The sequence below is a fragment of the Brachybacterium sp. YJGR34 genome, from assembly GCF_003347015.1.
In the GTDB taxonomy this organism is placed as follows: Bacteria; Actinomycetota; Actinomycetes; order Actinomycetales; family Dermabacteraceae; genus Brachybacterium.
Genome location: NZ_PNFB01000001.1, coordinates 292,157 through 308,368, shown reverse-complemented (window position 1 = coordinate 308,368; position 16,212 = coordinate 292,157). Strand labels below are relative to the sequence as shown.

Sequence of the window (16,212 nt, the reverse complement as noted above, 5' to 3'; positions counted from 1 at the left end):
GCCTGTCGTCCGTCAGGGGTGGGTGCGGGCGAGCAGGCGGGACGGGCTGCCATAGGTGGGGGAACCTGGCGTTGTGCCCGTCTGGCCGCTCCCCAGGAGGGGGGTCTTGGGAAGCGACACATCTATAAAGTTTTCAACGTTCTCCGACTGCTCGGAGACTATCACCAGAATCGGACCCCGTCGGGAGCACGTCCTGATGCGGTCGAGTCTAGGCCCTCCCCGTCCCTCTGTAAACGAGGCCGTTGGCGTGTTCTCGCAGGTGACATGCAGGGTTCTGGGAGGAGGCACTCGGTTGTCGCGGCCCCAAGGCTTCGTCATCCGCACACCAAAACACGAGGAGACAACCGCTTCCCCATCGGGCCCGCGACGGCCGTCGCACCCTCATCCCGCCGCGCCGCCGTGCAGGCGTCTCCCAGCGTCGGACCGCCCCGTCAGGGAACGGTCGGCGAAAGTGTGAGCACCGTCGCATCGTCGTGCGGCTTCCTCGGGCGCCGGTCCTCGGGCAGCGCCCGCTCGGCCGCGCGCAGCGTGTTCAGCAGCGCGCACGGGTCCGTGGCCAGCGCCGCGACCAGCCCCTCCTCGTCGGTGATCCCGAGCAGATCGACGGCCCGGGTGACGCCGTCGGAGACGAGGTGCGCACGGGCGAGCTCCGCGAGCGGGGTGTGACCGACGATCGCCTGCTGGGCCGCCTCCGGCTCGTGCCGCGCCACCCAGAAGCCGCCCGGGACGTTGCGCCGGGCCTCGATCGCCTCGGCCCTGCGCTCGGAGCGCACCACCTGCTCGACCCGAGGATCGGTGAGCCGCACGACGCCACCGTCGCGCCGCTCGAGCAGCAGCGAGGAGTCGCACAGCACGAGATGCTCGAGGCGGTCCTCCCGACGCCGCACCGCCACGACCGTCGCCGAGGGCCCGCCGGCCTCGAGATCGCACTCCCCCGCGTGCAGCGCGCGCACCGTCGTGATCGCCCCGGCGAGCGCCGTGGCGAGGGGGGTCTGCGGGTCCTGGGCCCCGGCCAGCAGATGCGCGGCCAGGGTGTGGGAGAACCAGGCCACCGAGTGATGGCAGCCGGCGCGGTATCGCCGGGGCACGCCCGCGCCGTCGAGCACCACGGCGACCTCTCCCAGGACGCCGCCGGCGTCCTCGTCGGCGCCGGGGATCGCAGGGTCGCTCAGCAGGGTGGTGTGCACGGCGCCACTGTACGCAGACGGCGCCGAGCTCCCCGTAGAGTGGGGCCGACCTTGCCGTCGGCCTCCCCGGACGTCGGCGGCGCTCAGGATGCGGAAGGGACACCACCGATGATCGCCCAGGCGCGGATCACCTCCGACACCACGGCCGCAGTGCACCTCGCCGACGAGACCCTCGAGATCACCGGGGCCGATCTGGCGGAGATCCGGGATCAGGTGAAGCAGGCGTTCATCGCCTCCGCGAAAGAGGTCGAGCACGCCATCGACGTGGTGATCGTGGAGCCCGACGTCCACCACCACCTGCGCGTCGAGCCCTCCGGTCGGATCACGGGCCGCACCGGCGACGACCGCCCGCCCTTCGGCCCGGCGCTCGAGGACCCGCTCTCGCCCGCCTCCGCCGACAGCACCGCGGAGCAGGAGGCGATCGGGACCGCCACCGGGGAGATCACGGGGCTGCGCCCCGCCCGCACCCACCGCCGACGGGCGGCCGCGATGCCGGATCCCGGGGGTGCAGGCAGCACCGACGCTCCCGCCCCCGTCTCCGGGAGCGCCTGGGCCGCCGCCTCCTCCGGGTCCGCGCGGTCGGCCCCCTCGGGACCCTCGGCGTCCTCGGCGCCGTCGGCATCGTCCGCCTCCCCGGCCCCGGCCGAGGAGGCCGAGAGCGACGCGGCTCCGCCGAAGCGCCCGCTGCCCGCGCGCACCGCGCCCGCCGCCGCCGACGACGGCCGGCCCACCCTGCAGGACCTGCAGAGGTCCACCGCGCGTCCGACGTCGGTGCGGGCCACCCGCGGATGGCAGGGAGTCCTCACCCGCCTCACGCGCGGCCTGATCTCCCCGCCGCCGGGCCGCAAGGAGCGCTCGGACACGGAGCGCCTGGAGCGGATCCGTCGGCCGCTGGACGGCCCGCGGAACATCGCCGTGGTGAACCTCAAGGGCGGCGCCCACAAGACCACGGCCTCGCTGATGGTCGGCGCCACACTCGGCGTGACCCGCGGCGGCAACGTGCTGGCCTGGGACAACAACGAGACACGGGGAACGCTCGGATGGCGGGGCATCCCCACCGATCACCATCGCACCGCGGTGGACCTGCTGCACGACATCGACCGTCTGCGCGCCCCGGAGGCCAGCAGCGCTGACCTCGACCCGTACGTGCGCCCGCAGGGCGAGATGCGCTTCGACATCCTCGCCTCCGACGAGGACCCGGGCTCCGCCGCCTCGATCGACGGCGAGGCCTTCGCGGGCCTCGACGACGCGCTCTCGCGCTTCTACCGAATCAAGGTCATCGACACCGGCAACAACGTGCGCGCCTCGAACTGGCTGGCGGCCGTGCGGAGCGCGGACCAGCTCGTGATCGTCTCCACCGTCCGGGAGGACACCTTCAACGCCGCGGCCTGGATGATCGACGAGCTGCGGGCGACGGGTCTGGCAGATCAGGTCGAGCACGCGGTGACGATCCTGTCGCACGGTGCGAAGGGCAGGTTCGACGAGTCCCTGCGCAGCCGCCTGCTCGCCCACTTCGGCGCGCACACCCGGGCGGTCACCGAGGTGCCCTACGAGCCCCAGTTCGTCGACGGCTCCCACCTGGACTGGTCGCGCGTCTCCCCGGCCACCAAGGAGGCCTGGCTCGACGCGACGGCGCTGATCGTCGACGGGCTCTGAGCCCCCGCCCGGCCGTCCACAGGCCCGGCCCCTCCCGGGCGGATGTCGGCGCCGGGGCCTAGTCTGGGGCCCATGCCCGCACGCCGTCTCCACCTCGTCCTCGACGAGGACCTGGGCCCCGCGCTGTGGGTCCGGGAGCAGACCGCTCCCGGCCGCTCGCGCGCGCTCGAGGAGCTTGCTGACCTGCGCCGCGCGGCCCCGCCGGGCCTCGCCCGTGCCCTGGAGGAGGCACCGGATCGTCTCCGGCACCGTGTGCGCGTCCCCGGCCGCGAGGGCACCCGGCGCGTCCCCGCCCTGCCGCTCGAGGGCACGGCCCTGACCGCGCTGGTGGGAGCGGTGACCGACCGCCTCCAGGAGCGTTTCGGCGACGCCTTCGCCGAGCAGGTCACGACCTTGATCGGCGAGGGCGCCGCCGCACGCCTGGACGAGGACCTCATCGCCATGCCGGACCTCGTGGCCGCGACCGTGCTGGATCTGAGGGCCCTCGAGCTCGTCGAGCAGCGGCACCTGCGCGCCCGGGCCGGCGAGCGGTACGGCCGTCCGGTGATGCAGTGGCGCGCCCCGCAGCGGGACGCCCCGGAGCTGCTGCACGCCCTGGTCGATGCGCATGCCCGGGCCGCCTTCGCCGCGCACCTGCGCCAGGCGGACCCGCCGGCCGAGGACAGGCTCGGGGTGCTGTGGGCGCTGGCCGACGAGGGCGAGCTCCATGCCGAGCTGCCCGTCCGCCGCCGCCTCACCGCCGCCTTCGACGCCTTCGTGGACTCCGGCCGGCCCGGAGTGCAGCTCACCTCCACGCGCTCCGAGCTGGTGGTGCGACTGTTCGAGCCCCCGCTGGGCACCGCCTGGCCGCTCCAGACCTGCCTGCGGGAGGCCGACGGGGCGGTCCATCCGGTCGCCGACCTGCGGGCCGTCGGCGACCTCACCGCCGCCGGCGCCGCCGAGGCCTCCGCCGCGGTGCTCCGCCTGGCCCCCACCGTGCGCGGCGCGGCCGTGGACGACACCGGCACCGACTGGCTGCTGAGCACGGCCGAGGCCTCCGCCTTCCTCAGCCATGACACCCCCGCGCTCGAGGAGGCCGGGGTCACCGTCCTGCTCCCCCGCGACTGGACGAAGCAGCGGACCACCCTGCGCCCCCAGGAGGTCGAGGAGGATCCCTCCGCGGAGCGCACGGGCTCCGCGGTGGGGCTCGGGGCGATGGTCTCCTTCCGCTGGCGCGTCGCCGTGGGCGAGACCGAGCTCACCGAGGAGGAGATGGAGCAGATCCGCGAGGCCCAGTCCGAGCTGGTGCAGCTGCGCGGGCAATGGGTCCGGCTGGATGCGACCACCCTGCGCGCCGCCGAGAAGTTCCTCGACGCCTTCGGCCGCCGGACCCGGGAGCAGCCCGGCGCGCGCCCGCCGGCCCGTCCTCTCCCCCGGCCCGGCCCGGCGCCGCTCGAGCCCGCACCGCTGCCGGTCGAGGTCACGGGACGGGCGCCCTGGCTGGAGATGTTCTCCCTCATCCTCTCCCCCGAGGCCGCCGACGTGGACTTCGGGGTCGCCGCCCTGACCGCCGGAGGGCGCAACGGCCTGGCGCGGCTGCTGCCCGGCGCCGAGGGCCCGGACCCGCTGCCGTCGCCCAGCACCCTGCAGGCCACCCTCCGCCCCTACCAGCTCGAGGGCCTGAGCTGGCTGTGGGCGCTGGACCGGCAGAACCTCGGCGGGATCCTCGCCGACGACATGGGGCTCGGCAAGACCATGCAGGTGCTCGCCCTGCTGTGCCGTGAGCGGGAGCAGGACGGCGGGGTCGGCCCGACCCTGCTGGTCTGCCCGATGTCCGTGGTGGGCGCCTGGCAGCGCGAGGCCGCGACCTTCGCCCCGCACCTCGCCGTGCACGTCCACCACGGCGGCAGCCGGCTGCGGGACGAGTCCTTCGTGGCCGGCGCCGCCGACCTCGACCTCGTGATCACCACCTACTCGCTGCTCTCGCGGGACCTCGGAGTGCTCTCCGCCGTGCCCTGGCACCGCCTGGTCTTCGACGAGGCGCAGCACGTGAAGACCCCCGGCACCCAGGTCACCGGTGCCGCCCGCTCCCTCCACGCCCCGCACCAGCTGGCCCTGACCGGCACCCCGGTGGAGAACCGCCTGGCGGACCTGCACTCCCTCATGGAGGTGGTCAATCCCGGGCTGCTGGGCAGCGCCACGACCTTCGAGGACCGGGTGGCATCGCCCATCGAGGACGCGGGCGACGAGACCGCGCTCCGCCGTCTCAAGCTCGTCACCTCGCCCTTCATCCTGCGACGGCTGAAGACGGACCGCTCGATCATCGCGGACCTGCCGGAGAAGATCGAGCTCACCCGCGTGGTGAACCTGACCCCGGAGCAGGCGGGGCTGTACGAGGCGATCGTCGAGGAGCTGAAGGGCCAGCTCGCCGAGGCGGACCGCAGCGCCCGCCGCACCCTGGTGGTCTCGGCCATCACGCGCCTGAAGCAGGTGTGCAACCACCCCGCGCACTATCTGGGCGACGGCTCGCCCCTGGTGCGCGAGGGGCAGCACCGCTCCGGGAAGCTCGAGCTGGTCGACGACCTGCTGGAGACCGCCTTCGCAGAGGGACAGAAGGCGCTGCTGTTCACCCAGTTCACGGCGTTCGGGCGCCTGCTGGTGCCTTACTGGGAGGAGAAGTTCGCCTCCCTGGGGCTCAGCGTCCCCTTCCTGCACGGCGGCGTCTCCAAGCACGACCGCGACCAGATGGTCGCCGAGTTCCAGGAGCACCGCGACCGGCCCGGACTGATGCTGCTGAGCCTGCGCGCGGGCGGCACCGGCCTCACCCTCACCGCGGCCAACCACGTCGTCCACCTCGACCGCTGGTGGAACCCGGCGGTCGAGAACCAGGCCACCGACCGCGCCTTCCGCATCGGCCAGCGCCGCGACGTCCTCGTGAACAAGCTGGTCAGCGCCGGGAGCGTCGAGGAGAAGATCGACACCGTGCTCGGGGACAAGCAGGCGCTCGCGGACCTCGCCGTGGGCCCCGGCGAGGACTGGCTGGCCACTCTCGAGGACGACGACCTGCTGAACCTGCTCACGCTCGACGAGGACGGAGGGGAGCGCGCATGAGCATCACGTTGCGCTCGCGCCGAGGGCCGATCGGGGTGGCCTGGCACGCCGTCGCGCTGCGGGAGGCGGCCGAGGCCCTGCTGGGGACCGGACGCGCCGGCGGAGGCAGGGCCGACGCCCGCGCCGGCCGCGTGCAGTGGCTCGACGTCGCCGCCGGTCTCGCGCGCGGGGACGTCCTGGATGCCGACGGCGCGCTGTACCACGCGCGCCTCGAGCTGCCCGTCCTGCGCGCCGACGAGCGCCGCGACCTGCTGCGCGTCGCCCATGCGCATCCGGAGCTGCCCGCTCGCCTGGCGAGCGGGGAGTACCCGCGGGACGTCGAGACAGAGCTGGCCCGCTCCGCGCTCTCCCTGCTGCCGCGCGAGGCCTCCGAGCTCACCCACGACTGCTCGTGCCTGGACTGGCCGGGGCCCTGCCGCCATGTCGCCGCACTCGTCTACGTCCTGGTGGAGGCCGTGGACGCGGAGCCGGTGCTGCTGCTGCAGCTGCGCGGGCTGGCCCTCGAGGACCTCGTGGCCCCTCCGGCGGAGACCGAGGACGCCGCCCCGCGCTCCGAGGCCTTTGACGCGACCCTGACGAACCCGGACCTGCTCGCCGAGGTGATCGGCGACGGCCCGGCGGGGATCATCGCGAGCTTCTACGGCTCGCGGGGCGCTCCGACGGGGACGCCGGAGCCGCCGACGCCGCAGTGACGGGCGCGCGCCGTGCGGGCGGGACCCGGCCCGAGGACGTCCTAGAGTGAGGATCATGCCCACCACCAGCACACTCGCTCCCCTGTCCGAGACCTCCACCGCCGCCGCGCTGACCGCGCTCTTCGAGGACGCCGTCACCGCCCACCGGACCGCCGGCGTGACCTGGGCGGTCATCGGCGGTCATGCGCAGGAGCAGGCGATCCTCGCCCACGGCGCCGCCGGGCACCGCGCTCTCCAGGAGGGCCGGCCGGTCCCCGGCTCCGCCCCCATGGACCGCGGCACCGTCTCGCGCATCGCCTCGATGACGAAGTCCTTCACGGCCGCCACGATCCTGGCCCTGCGCGACGAGGGCCGGCTGCGCCTGGACGACTCGGTCTCCGTCCACGTCCCCGAGGCCGCCGGCGCCTTCGCGCTCGAGGCCGACGACCGCGAGCCCACCCTGCGCAGCCTGCTCACGATGAGCGGCGGCCTGGTGACCGACAACCCCTGGGGCGATCGCCAGGAGTCCCTGACCCGCGAGCAGTTCGCGCAGGTCCTGCGCGGCGGCCTCGGCCGCGTGCACCGTCCCGGGTCCGGCTTCGAGTACTCCAACACCGGCTACGCGCTGCTGGGCCGGGTCATCGACGAGGTCACCGGCAGCAGCTACCCCGAGGAGATCCGCCGCCGCTTCCTCACCCCGCTGGGTCTTGCGTCGACGGGCTTCCGCATCGAGGAGATCGACGCCTCGCGCCTGGCGACCGGGCACCGGCTGGCCGACCGCGCCGACGCCACCCGCTTCGAGGCCGTGCCGCTGGACGCCCCGGGCGTGTACGGCGCGATGGCCGGGCTGTTCTCGACGGTCGAGGACGTGGCCGCCTGGGTGCGCTTCCTCGCCGCGGCCGATGCCCCCGACGCCGCGCAGCGCGAGGTGGGCGGGCTGTCCACCGCCTCCCGTCGCGAGATGCAGCAGCTGCACCGCCACCACCCGATGCCTGCCCTGCCCGCCGGCGAGGACGGACGCTCCCCCGGCTTCGACCGCGTGCGCGGCTACGGCCTGGGCCTGGTCGTCGAGCAGTTCCCGGACCTCGGCGAGGTCGTCTCCCACTCCGGCGGCTACCCCGGCTACGGCTCCTTCATGGTCTGGCACCGCGACTCCGGCGTGGGGGTGGTGGCGCTCGCGAACTCGAAGTACGCCCCCGCCACCGCCCTGTCGATGCAGGCGCTGCGGATCCTGCGCAGCGAGCGGCCCGAGCTGCTGGCCCGGCGCGCCCCCGCCGCGGCCCCGCGCACCCTCGAGGCGGCCGGAGCGGCGCTGGCCTGGCTGCGTGCCGGGGCTCCGGAGGAATCCCCCGAGACGGCATGGTTCGCCGGCAACATGGATCCTGACACCCCGCGATCGGAGCGACGGCGCCGGCTGGAGGCGGCGCTCGCCGCGACGGGCCTGCCCGCCGGAGCGCTGGACGCCCTGCGGCCCGAGGACGCGCAGGTGCTCTCACCGGCGCAGCTGCGCTGGACGGTGCCGGGGGACGGGGACGGCGCCCCGGCGCTGCGGATCGACCTGCTCATGGATCCGCGCCGCACGGCCCGGATCCAGGCGCTCGAGACCACGGCGGTCGCCCGGCGGGCCTGATCCGGCGACGGGTCGTCAGGGGGCGGCGTCGGCCGGCGGCGCGCCGGGCGGTGCCGCCTCGAGGGCGGTGAGCGTCGCGCCGAGGTCGCTCGCGGAGGCGGGGTTCTGGTTGAACACGATCACCAGCACGATCGCGACGATCGCTCCGAGCACCACGGCGGCGCCGATCCCGAGCCCCACGGCGATGAGGGTGCCGCTGGAGCCCCGCCCCCCGCCGCCGGGCCCCGGGCCGCCCGGACCGGACTGGGTCGTGGTGACGGGATAGGTCGAGGGCGTGTACTGCGGCGGCGGCGAGCCCGGCGTGGTCTGTCCGGCCCACTGCGGTCCCGTGTGCGGGGACGGGGACCCGGCGGTGTAGCCCTGCTGCACCTGGCCGGCCCGGATCGCCTCCATCGAGGCGGAGGCCACCTGCGGCGCCGGGCGCTCCGGCCGCTCCGCCCCGGGGGCGTCCGGCGGCAGCGGATCCAGGGTGTCCTGGAAGTCCAGCGGGGCGCCGTCGGCATGCGTCAGCGGGTAGCCCTGCGGGACGCGCGGCAGGTCGCGCCGCACCTCCTCCGCGCTCTGGTAGCGGTCCTCGGGCTGCGGGGCGACCAGCTTGCGGATCACGGCGGAGAGCTTGGGGGTGACACCGCGCAGGTGCTGGCTGAGCTCATCGGGCCGGAAGGCGCCGTCGTGCAGGGCGATCTTCCCGTTGAGCGCCACCAGCGCGACCACCCCGGCGGCGTAGAGGTCGTGGGAGGGCGCCGGCTCGGCCATGGCGAACAGCTCCGGGGCCATGTAGCCGGGGGTCCCGTTGACCATCCCGACATGCGTGAAGCGGACGTCGGATTCATGGACCGCGATGCCGAAATCGGCGAGCCGGGAGACCGGGAAGGCCCGACCCCGCGGCTCGAACATGATGTTCGCCGGCTTCACGTCGCGGTGGATCCAGCCCTCGGCATGGACGTGCGCGAGTCCGTCCAGCAGCTGGTCGAGGATCACCACCGCGGCGGGCTCGGCGAGCTTCCCCCGCGTCTTGACGACCGATTCCAGGGTGCCGCCGGAGGCCAGCGGCATCGCGATGACGACGTGCTCGTCCTCCGCGCCCCAGCCGTAGGGGGTCAGCAGATGCGGATGATCGAAGCTGACGCCCTTCTCCCGCACGAAGCGCATGAGATCCGCGGAATCGCGCTGGCGCAGGACCTTCGCGGCACAGAGCTCCTTGGTCTTGGAGTCCCAGGCGCGCCACACGGACCCGGAGCCGCCCTTGGCGATCAGGTCGATGAGCGCGAAGCGTCCCACTAGTACGTCTGCCATGATTCTCCCAGCATACGGGGGCGGCCGGTACAGCGTTATGCTGGGCGCCATCCGAGAGCCTCGAGGGAGGGGAGCCGATGGGCATCGTCGCGGGGAGCGCCGCCCCCTTCGAGGACAGCGCGTTCTGGAACCCGATCCCCTTCTCCTGGCCCGTCGCGCTGATCCTGCTGGCGGTGTGCGCCCTGCTGACGATCGCCGTGGTGGTGTGGCTGGTCGTCCAGCCCGACGAGCCCGAGACCGGCTCCCGCTCCCGCGCCCTCGTGGAGCGGGCCACGGGCCGGGACCGCCGCCGGGCGGACACGGTCCGCCGGCGCCTGGAGGCCGATGCCGGCCGGGCCGACCCCTCCGAGCCCGAGCTCCGCTGACGGCGGTCAGGACCGCCGCGCACACCCTGTTCACCTCGCGGAAGCTCTCCGCTCACCCTCGCCTCGCCCCCCGGCCAGACGGTGCCCCTAGGGTGCCGGGACACCGTGCACGGAGGAGGGGACCCCATGACCATCGGCCGCACCCTGCTCCTCGCCGTCGACGGACTGGACGAGCAGGACCTCGCCACGCTCCGACGGGAGGGAGCGCTGAGCGGAGACCTGACCGCGCTGCAGATCCGGGCCGGAGGTCCTTCGGAGCCCGCCCCGGCGCTCGCGAGCCTGGTCACGGGAGCCTCCGTCGCCCACACCGGGGTCGCCACCCAGGTCCCCTTCCGCCCCGACCTCCCGGACAGCCGCTCGACCTGGTACGCCTCCTCGGTGACCGCCCCCACCCTGTTCGAGGCGGCGCGGGAGCGCGGGCTGACCACCGCGGCCCTGCACTGGCCGGCGACCGCCGGCGCCGAGATCGATCTGTGCCTGCCGCTGGTCGAGGACCTGCGCCGCTATCGCACTCGCTGGGACATGGCCGAGCGGACCAGCTCGCCGCGCATGGTCGCCGAGCACCTCGTCCCCCGCCGCGAGGCCGGGGTGCAGCTCTCGCAGGTCCCTTCCGACGACCTGGTCGCCGAGATCGCCGCCGAGGCCCTCATCCGCGGCCCCGTCCAGCTCCTCGCCGCGCGCCTGACGGGACTGGGGATCGTGCGGCGCGAGTCCGGTCCGGGCGCCGCCGCCGAGCGCGCCCTGCTCGACACGGCCGACGCCCTGCGGCAGATCCAGTGCGCCTTCGCCCCCGATGCGGAGGATCGGGTGCTGCTGGTCCCGGGCCGCCGCCTGGTCCCCGCCGCGCTGCTGGTCCACCCCAATGCCGCGCTCGCCGCGGCCGGCCTGCTCCGCACCGACGGCACGCGCCTGGACGGCTTCCGCGCCCTGGTCTGGCCCGATGGCCCGCGCGGGGTGCTTCACGTGCGGCGGGAGGAGGGGGACGCCCTGAGGACGGCGGCCCTGGAGGCTCTCGCCGAGATCGCCGCGCACTCCCGGCTGCAGCTGCGCACGGTGGACGACGGGGTCGGCGCGACGGAGGCGACCGACGTGATCGCCGTGCTCGAGGGCACGCCGGGCACCGTCGTCGGCCTCTCCCCCACCCATCGCCCGCTGGTCGACGGCGATGATCCGTACTATGCGGGCCCTCGCGCGGTCAGCGACCCGTCCGCCCCCGCCGCGGCTCTGGTGCGGGGACCCGGCCTGCCGTCCTCACCGGTCGAGGGGTCCTGGGCCGATCTCGGGGTCACCCTCGCCCATGCCCTGGACCTCGAGCTGTCCGGCGCGACGGCGCAGGGCATGCACCGCGCAGCGCCCCTCGGGCGCGCCTGAGGGTCAGTCACCCGGGAACAGCAGGCGCCGGACGCGCTCGCACGTCCCGTCCCACGTCCGCCGCAGTCGGCCGTGCTCCGGCTCGGCGAGGAGGTCGCGCAGCGCGTCGAGCTCGGGGGCCTGGTGGGTGATCTGGTGGGGCCCGCCGTGGAGGGCCGGGTGCGCGGGGCGCCGCTCGAGGTCCTCGGGGCTGACCTCCACGCAGGCGGTGAAGCGCGCCTCGCGGCGGCCGTCCGCGGTCGTGATCACCTCGAGGGAGTCGACCTCGGAGCCGATCTGCGCGGCGATGTCGGCGCGGAGCGCGGCGAGGGCGGCATCGAGCTGCGACGAGGCCGTCGGGTCCGCGCGCACGGCGGCCACGATCGGGATCGAGACCAGGTTCCCGCCGACGTCGGAGACCGCGTCGATGATCTCGTGACGCCCCACCGCCCGTCCGTCCTCGCGCAGGGTCAGCTGCTGGAGCACCAGCCGCAGCACTCCCGGGGAGGCGTGCACGATGAGCAGATCGCGGATGGCCTGGACGGTTCGGGGACTGCCGGTCCAGGTCACGGGCATGTCGACCGATCGGTCACAACTGGTCATGCGGCATAGAGTAACCCTATGCAGGCCGTCTGACGCCTGTCGAAGAAGTCCGATTGAGACCTGTACAACGTTTACCGGTTGAGTGGGGTCCGGTCCCTGCCCGTGGCCCTCCGGATCGCGACGATCTGGCTGCGACGCGCCTCCTGGGCCGCGGGCCCCTCGCCGGCGACCGCGACGTCGTGACCGGCGTCGGGGACCTCGAGGTACTCGTGCTCGGTGCCCGCCGCCTCCAGTGCCGCCGCCAGGGCTCGGGAGCCCTCGACCAGCACGTCCTGCGACCCGTTGACCAGATGCACGGGCGGCAGAGCGGCGAGGTCCCCGAGGATCGGGCTCAGTCGCGGGTCCTCGCGCGGGAACGCCCCGGCGTAGAGCTCGGCAGCGATCCTCAGACCGTGCTCGTCGTGATCCGTCGCGCGCACGGCGCCGTCCCGCCGCCGCAGGTCCGTCCACGGGGACTCCAGCAGCAGCGCGGCCGGGGAGCCGGCACCGCTCCCGGCGAGCATCTGCGCGACGGCCAGGGCGAGCCCTCCGCCGGCGCTGTCCCCCGAGAGCACCCAGCGCCCGGGGCGGACGACCGCCCCGGTGACGAGTGCGTCGACGGCGTGCAGGACGTCGTCCACCGCGACCGGGAAGCGATGGCGGGGTGCGAGCCGGTAGTGGACCATCGCGCCCGCCGCGCCGGAGCGCCGCGCGACCTCCTCGAGCCAGTTCCAGTGGGCGCGGGACTCCCCGGCGACGTAGGCGCCGCCGTGCAGGTGCACGATCGTCGCCTCACGGGCGAGCTCCTCGTCGATCCAGGTCACAGGAACCTGGCCGTGCCGGTGCCGGGCCACGCGGGCCGGGGCGGCGAGGGAGCTCGGAGGACGGGACGGGCGCTGGGAGGCCAGGATGCGCAGCGTGCGGACGATGCTCATGGGGGCATCTTCCCACGGATCCCCTCCCCGTCCGAGGGGTCCTCGCTCCGGCGGGGACGGAGGTCAGTCGGAGATCTCGTCGTCGACCATCCGCGGGAGCGCGGCCCGGAACCCCGCGACCGCGAGCCCCAGACCCGTCAGCGCGAGGAACCACAGCACCGTCGTCGCCGAGCCGGTCACGCCCAGCAGCGCACCGGCGACCACGGGGCCGATCGCCGCCAGCAGGTAGCCGACGGGCTGCGCCATCCCCGAGAGCCGGGCGGTGATCAGCGGCGAGCGGCTCCGCGCCGGGATCAGCGCCACCGCGGTCGGGAAGGCGAAGCCGCCGATGCCCAGGACGCAGGCCCAGAGCACGGGACTCGCGCCGGGGGCGAGGAGGAGTCCCAGATAGCCGATGGTGGTCAGCACGCCGAAGCCGCCGACGATCCACGGCAGGCGCGGCGCCCGGGCGATGACGGTGGGCATGATCAGGCCGCCCACCATGCCCCAGCCGGCGATCACGGCGACCAGCAGGCCGGCCCGGGCCGGCGGGACGCCGGCGTCGGTGAGGATCTGCGGGAGCATCCCGAACTGCGTGTAGGCGTTCAGGGACTGCAGGGCGAAGGCGATGGTCAGGGCGATCGCAGTGGGCGAGCGGAGCAGGGAGCCGCGCAGGCGTCCCGCGGGCGGCGCCGGCGGGAAGTCGTGGCCGGTGCGGGTCAGCACCACCGCCCAGACGATCACCGGGACCACGGCGACCATGCCCCAGAACTGCAGGGAGTCCCGCCACCCGTCGGCCCCGGAGCCGGAGAGCGGCACCGCGAGCGCCGAGCCGAGGGAACCGCCGATCGCCAGGGTCACGCTGTACAGCGTCATCAGGCCGACGGTCCGCACGCCCCCGTGCTGCTTGATCCAGGCCGGCACCACCACGTTGCCCAGGGCCGGGCCGATGAGGGCCAGCACCGACAGCGCCAGGAACATCCCGAACGACCCGGTCATCGGGCGCAGCAGCAGCCCGGCGACGACCAGCACGAAGGAGGCCACCACGGTGCCGGTCAGGCCCAGGCGCCGGGAGATCGGGACCGCGAGCAGGCCCAGCACGCCGAAGGCCAGGCACGGCAGCGCGGTGAGCAGACCGGAGGCGATCGCGCCCTGGCCGTAGGAGTCCACCAGGGGCTCCATGACGGGGCCCAGGCTGGTGGCACCGGGGCGGAGGTTCAGGGCGACCGCCGCGATCGCGATCAGCGCGAGGACCCCGCCGACCGCAGCGGGACGAGCCGGGCCGGCAGTGGGATCGGTGGCGGGCACGGCGGTGCCCGGGGAGGAGGAGGCGCTCACCTCTCCCTTCTACTCCTCGCCGTGTGATGTTCGCCAGCCCATGCCGGGGATCTCACGCTCCCGTGCAGGCCGCGGGGTGGTGGGTCGCCCCGGGCGCCGCGGCGGGCGTCCCGCGCCTCCGTCCGGGGGCCTACTCTTGTCGCGGCCCGTGCCCCCCCTGACCACGACGGATCCACGAAGGACGACCATGACCTCCGCCGCCCCGGCGCTCGACGCGCCCGCCCCCCGGACGCATCCCGTCGACCAGGTTCCCCCACCCGGCCGTCTCACGGTGCTCTCGGTCCAGCACGTCCTGGCCTTCTACGCCGGTGCGGTGATCGTCCCGCTGCTCATCGCCTCGGGGCTGGGGCTGTCCGCCGAGGACACCATCCACCTCATCAACGCGGATCTGTTCACCTGCGGCATCGCCACGCTGATCCAGTCCGTCGGCTTCTGGAAGGTGGGCGTGCGCCTGCCGATCATCCAGGGCGTGACCACCACGGCGGTGAGCCCGATCATCGCGATCGGCCTGGCCGCGACCGGCGGCGAGGGCGGGCGCGAGGGCCTGCCGATGATCTACGGATCGGTGATCGTCGCCGGCCTGTTCACCTTCCTGGTCGCCCCCTATTTCGCGAGGTTCCTGCGGTTCTTCCCGCCGGTCGTGATCGGGACGGTGCTGACCACCATGGGCATCACGCTGCTCGGGGTCTCCGCCGGGGACATCACGAACTACGCCGAGGGCGCCCCCGCGACCCGCGACATCGCCTACGCGCTGGGCACCCTCGGCATCATCGTGGTGGTCCAGCGCTTCTTCCGCGGATTCCTCGGCACCATCGCCGTGCTGCTGGGCCTCGTGGTCGGCACCGGGGTCGCCGTGCTGCTGGGCGACACCTCCTTCTCCGGCGTCTCCGAGGCCTCCGCGATCGGCGTGACCACGCCCTTCTACTTCGGCATCCCCACCTTCTCCCTCACCGCCTGCCTCTCGATGATCATCGTCATGCTGATCACGATGGTCGAGACCACCGGAGACGTCTTCGCCGCCGGCGAGATCGTCGGCAAGCGGATCCGGCGGAGGAACATCTCCGAGGCGATCCGGGCCGACGGCCTCTCGACCCTGCTGGGCGGGGTCCTCAACTCCTTCCCCTACACCTGCTTCGCGCAGAACATCGGCCTGGTGCGGCTGACCCGCGTGCAGTCCCGCTGGGTGGTCGCCGGCGCCGGTGCGCTGATGATCGTGCTGGGGCTGCTGCCCAAGGCGGGCGCCGTGGTCGCCGCGATCCCGGCCCCGGTGCTGGGCGGTGCGTCCCTGGCGCTGTTCGCCTCGGTCGCCCTGGTGGGCATCCAGACCCTCTCCCGGGTGGACCTCACCGACAACCGCAACTCGGTCATCGTCGGCACCTCGCTGGGGCTGGCGATGCTGGTGAGCTTCAAGCCGGACATCGCCGCGGTCTTCCCCTCCTGGGCGCAGGTCTTCGTCTCCTCGGGCGTGACCGTCGGCGCGATCACCGCGATCGTGCTGAACCTCGTGTTCTTCCACATCGGCCGCCAGCACGGGGCGAAGGTCGCCACCACCACCGCCGGCGAGCGGATCGGCATCGAGGAGGTGAACGCGATGGACCGGGAGACCTTCGTGACCACCTTCGGCTCGCTGTTCAACGGGGCGAGCTGGCCGCTCGATCACGCCTGGGAGTCCCGCCCCTTCGCCGACGCCCCCGCGCTCCGCGCCGCGATCGAGGACGCGGTGCTCGCGGCCGAGCCCACCGCACAGGATGCGCTGGTGGCCGCCTACCCCGACATGGCCACGCTGCTCACCGCCGACGAGGCGCAGGCCGGCGCGATCAGCCAGGACGTGGGCTCCTTCGCCCTGGAGAACCTCACCGACGGGGACGTCGAGGAGATCCGGGAGCTCTCGGCGCGCTACGCCGAGCGGTTCGGCCTCCCCTTCGTCGCCTTCCTGGGCCGCACCGACTCGTTCCGGCAGATCATCGAGGACGGGGTGCGGCGCCTGGACCACTCCGTCGCGCAGGAGCGCCGCGTGGCGCTCGGCGAGGTGGTGGAGATCGCGGGCGACCGCTTCGGGATCATGGTGGCCGACGCCAACCCGGTCGGCTCCGCCTGGGCGCGGAAGTTCGAGTCCCTGCAGTGAGCTGAGGC

The 16,212-nt window shown here is 74.2% G+C and carries 12 protein-coding genes; 7 read left to right on the top strand and 5 right to left on the bottom strand.

Annotation, left to right across the window (positions count from 1 at the left end; translation table 11 throughout):
* Nucleotides 1–431 precede the first annotated feature (431 nt).
* Nucleotides 432–1,187: a protein phosphatase 2C domain-containing protein gene (locus tag CXH06_RS01290; RefSeq protein ID WP_114853332.1), complete on the bottom strand. Its 756-nt coding sequence runs from the start codon at nucleotides 1,185–1,187 to the stop codon at nucleotides 432–434.
* A 108-nt stretch (nucleotides 1,188–1,295) separates the two neighbouring features.
* On the opposite strand from CXH06_RS01290, the gene CXH06_RS01285 reads away from it, so the two are divergent.
* From CXH06_RS01285 to CXH06_RS01270, 4 genes are all read left to right on the top strand, one after another.
* Nucleotides 1,296–2,843, top strand: a complete 1,548-nt coding sequence (locus CXH06_RS01285; RefSeq protein WP_114853331.1) for a chromosome partitioning protein — start codon at nucleotides 1,296–1,298, stop codon at nucleotides 2,841–2,843.
* Nucleotides 2,844–2,915: 72 nt separating this feature from the next.
* Nucleotides 2,916–5,933 (top strand): DEAD/DEAH box helicase, encoded by a 3,018-nt coding sequence (locus CXH06_RS01280; protein ID WP_114853330.1) that lies wholly within the window; start codon nucleotides 2,916–2,918, stop codon nucleotides 5,931–5,933.
* On the top strand, nucleotides 5,930–6,625 hold the full coding sequence (locus CXH06_RS01275) for an SWIM zinc finger family protein (protein ID WP_114853329.1): 696 nt from the start codon (nucleotides 5,930–5,932) through the stop codon (nucleotides 6,623–6,625). The genes CXH06_RS01280 and CXH06_RS01275 overlap by 4 nt, the downstream gene beginning before the upstream one ends.
* Nucleotides 6,626–6,680: 55 nt before the next feature.
* On the top strand, nucleotides 6,681–8,234 hold the full coding sequence (locus CXH06_RS01270) for a serine hydrolase (RefSeq protein ID WP_114853328.1): 1,554 nt from the start codon (nucleotides 6,681–6,683) through the stop codon (nucleotides 8,232–8,234).
* A gap of 15 nt (nucleotides 8,235–8,249) precedes the next feature.
* Here CXH06_RS01270 and CXH06_RS01265 read toward each other — a convergent pair whose 3' ends face one another.
* Nucleotides 8,250–9,530 carry a serine/threonine-protein kinase gene (locus CXH06_RS01265; RefSeq protein WP_114853327.1) on the bottom strand — a complete coding sequence of 427 codons (1,281 nt, stop codon included), beginning with the start codon at nucleotides 9,528–9,530 and terminating at the stop codon, nucleotides 8,250–8,252.
* A gap of 77 nt (nucleotides 9,531–9,607) precedes the next feature.
* Here CXH06_RS01265 and CXH06_RS01260 point away from each other — a divergent pair, with 77 nt between their 5' ends.
* Together CXH06_RS01260 and CXH06_RS01255 are read left to right on the top strand one after the other, a co-directional pair.
* Complete coding sequence (locus CXH06_RS01260) at nucleotides 9,608–9,895, top strand: hypothetical protein (protein ID WP_114853326.1); 288 nt, start codon at nucleotides 9,608–9,610, stop codon at nucleotides 9,893–9,895.
* A gap of 126 nt (nucleotides 9,896–10,021) precedes the next feature.
* Nucleotides 10,022–11,266 carry an alkaline phosphatase family protein gene (locus CXH06_RS01255; RefSeq protein ID WP_114853325.1) on the top strand — a complete coding sequence of 415 codons (1,245 nt, stop codon included), beginning with the start codon at nucleotides 10,022–10,024 and terminating at the stop codon, nucleotides 11,264–11,266.
* Nucleotides 11,267–11,269: 3 nt separating this feature from the next.
* Here the strand turns inward: CXH06_RS01255 and CXH06_RS01250 are convergent, their stop codons facing one another.
* The 3 genes from CXH06_RS01250 to CXH06_RS01240 all read right to left on the bottom strand — a co-directional run bounded on the left by CXH06_RS01250 (nucleotide 11,270) and on the right by CXH06_RS01240 (nucleotide 14,079).
* The gene (locus CXH06_RS01250; RefSeq protein ID WP_157975546.1) at nucleotides 11,270–11,848 is read right to left on the bottom strand and encodes a hypothetical protein; all 579 of its coding nucleotides are present in this window, start codon (nucleotides 11,846–11,848) and stop codon (nucleotides 11,270–11,272) included.
* Between the two features lie 71 nt (nucleotides 11,849–11,919).
* Complete coding sequence (locus CXH06_RS01245; protein WP_114853323.1) at nucleotides 11,920–12,762, bottom strand: alpha/beta hydrolase fold domain-containing protein; 843 nt, start codon at nucleotides 12,760–12,762, stop codon at nucleotides 11,920–11,922.
* Nucleotides 12,763–12,825: 63 nt separating this feature from the next.
* Complete coding sequence (locus tag CXH06_RS01240) at nucleotides 12,826–14,079, bottom strand: MFS transporter (RefSeq protein ID WP_114853322.1); 1,254 nt, start codon at nucleotides 14,077–14,079, stop codon at nucleotides 12,826–12,828.
* Nucleotides 14,080–14,266: 187 nt separating this feature from the next.
* On the opposite strand from CXH06_RS01240, the gene CXH06_RS01235 reads away from it, so the two are divergent.
* Nucleotides 14,267–16,204: a solute carrier family 23 protein gene (locus CXH06_RS01235; RefSeq protein WP_114853321.1), complete on the top strand. Its 1,938-nt coding sequence runs from the start codon at nucleotides 14,267–14,269 to the stop codon at nucleotides 16,202–16,204.
* The last annotated feature ends 8 nt before the right edge of the window (nucleotides 16,205–16,212 follow it).

Bases quoted from the DNA above. Each gene is read 5' to 3' on its own strand.
- CXH06_RS01285 (WP_114853331.1), top strand. From the start codon at position 1,296: ATGATCGCCCAGGCGCGGATCACCTCCGACACCACGGCCGCAGTGCAC.
- CXH06_RS01280 (WP_114853330.1), top strand. From the start codon at position 2,916: ATGCCCGCACGCCGTCTCCACCTCGTCCTCGACGAGGACCTGGGCCCC.
- CXH06_RS01275 (WP_114853329.1), top strand. From the start codon at position 5,930: ATGAGCATCACGTTGCGCTCGCGCCGAGGGCCGATCGGGGTGGCCTGG.
- CXH06_RS01270 (WP_114853328.1), top strand. From the start codon at position 6,681: ATGCCCACCACCAGCACACTCGCTCCCCTGTCCGAGACCTCCACCGCC.
- CXH06_RS01265 (WP_114853327.1), bottom strand. From the start codon at position 9,530: ATGGCAGACGTACTAGTGGGACGCTTCGCGCTCATCGACCTGATCGCC.
- CXH06_RS01260 (WP_114853326.1), top strand. From the start codon at position 9,608: ATGGGCATCGTCGCGGGGAGCGCCGCCCCCTTCGAGGACAGCGCGTTC.
- CXH06_RS01255 (WP_114853325.1), top strand. From the start codon at position 10,022: ATGACCATCGGCCGCACCCTGCTCCTCGCCGTCGACGGACTGGACGAG.
- CXH06_RS01250 (WP_157975546.1), bottom strand. From the start codon at position 11,848: ATGACCAGTTGTGACCGATCGGTCGACATGCCCGTGACCTGGACCGGC.
- CXH06_RS01245 (WP_114853323.1), bottom strand. From the start codon at position 12,762: ATGAGCATCGTCCGCACGCTGCGCATCCTGGCCTCCCAGCGCCCGTCC.
- CXH06_RS01235 (WP_114853321.1), top strand. From the start codon at position 14,267: ATGACCTCCGCCGCCCCGGCGCTCGACGCGCCCGCCCCCCGGACGCAT.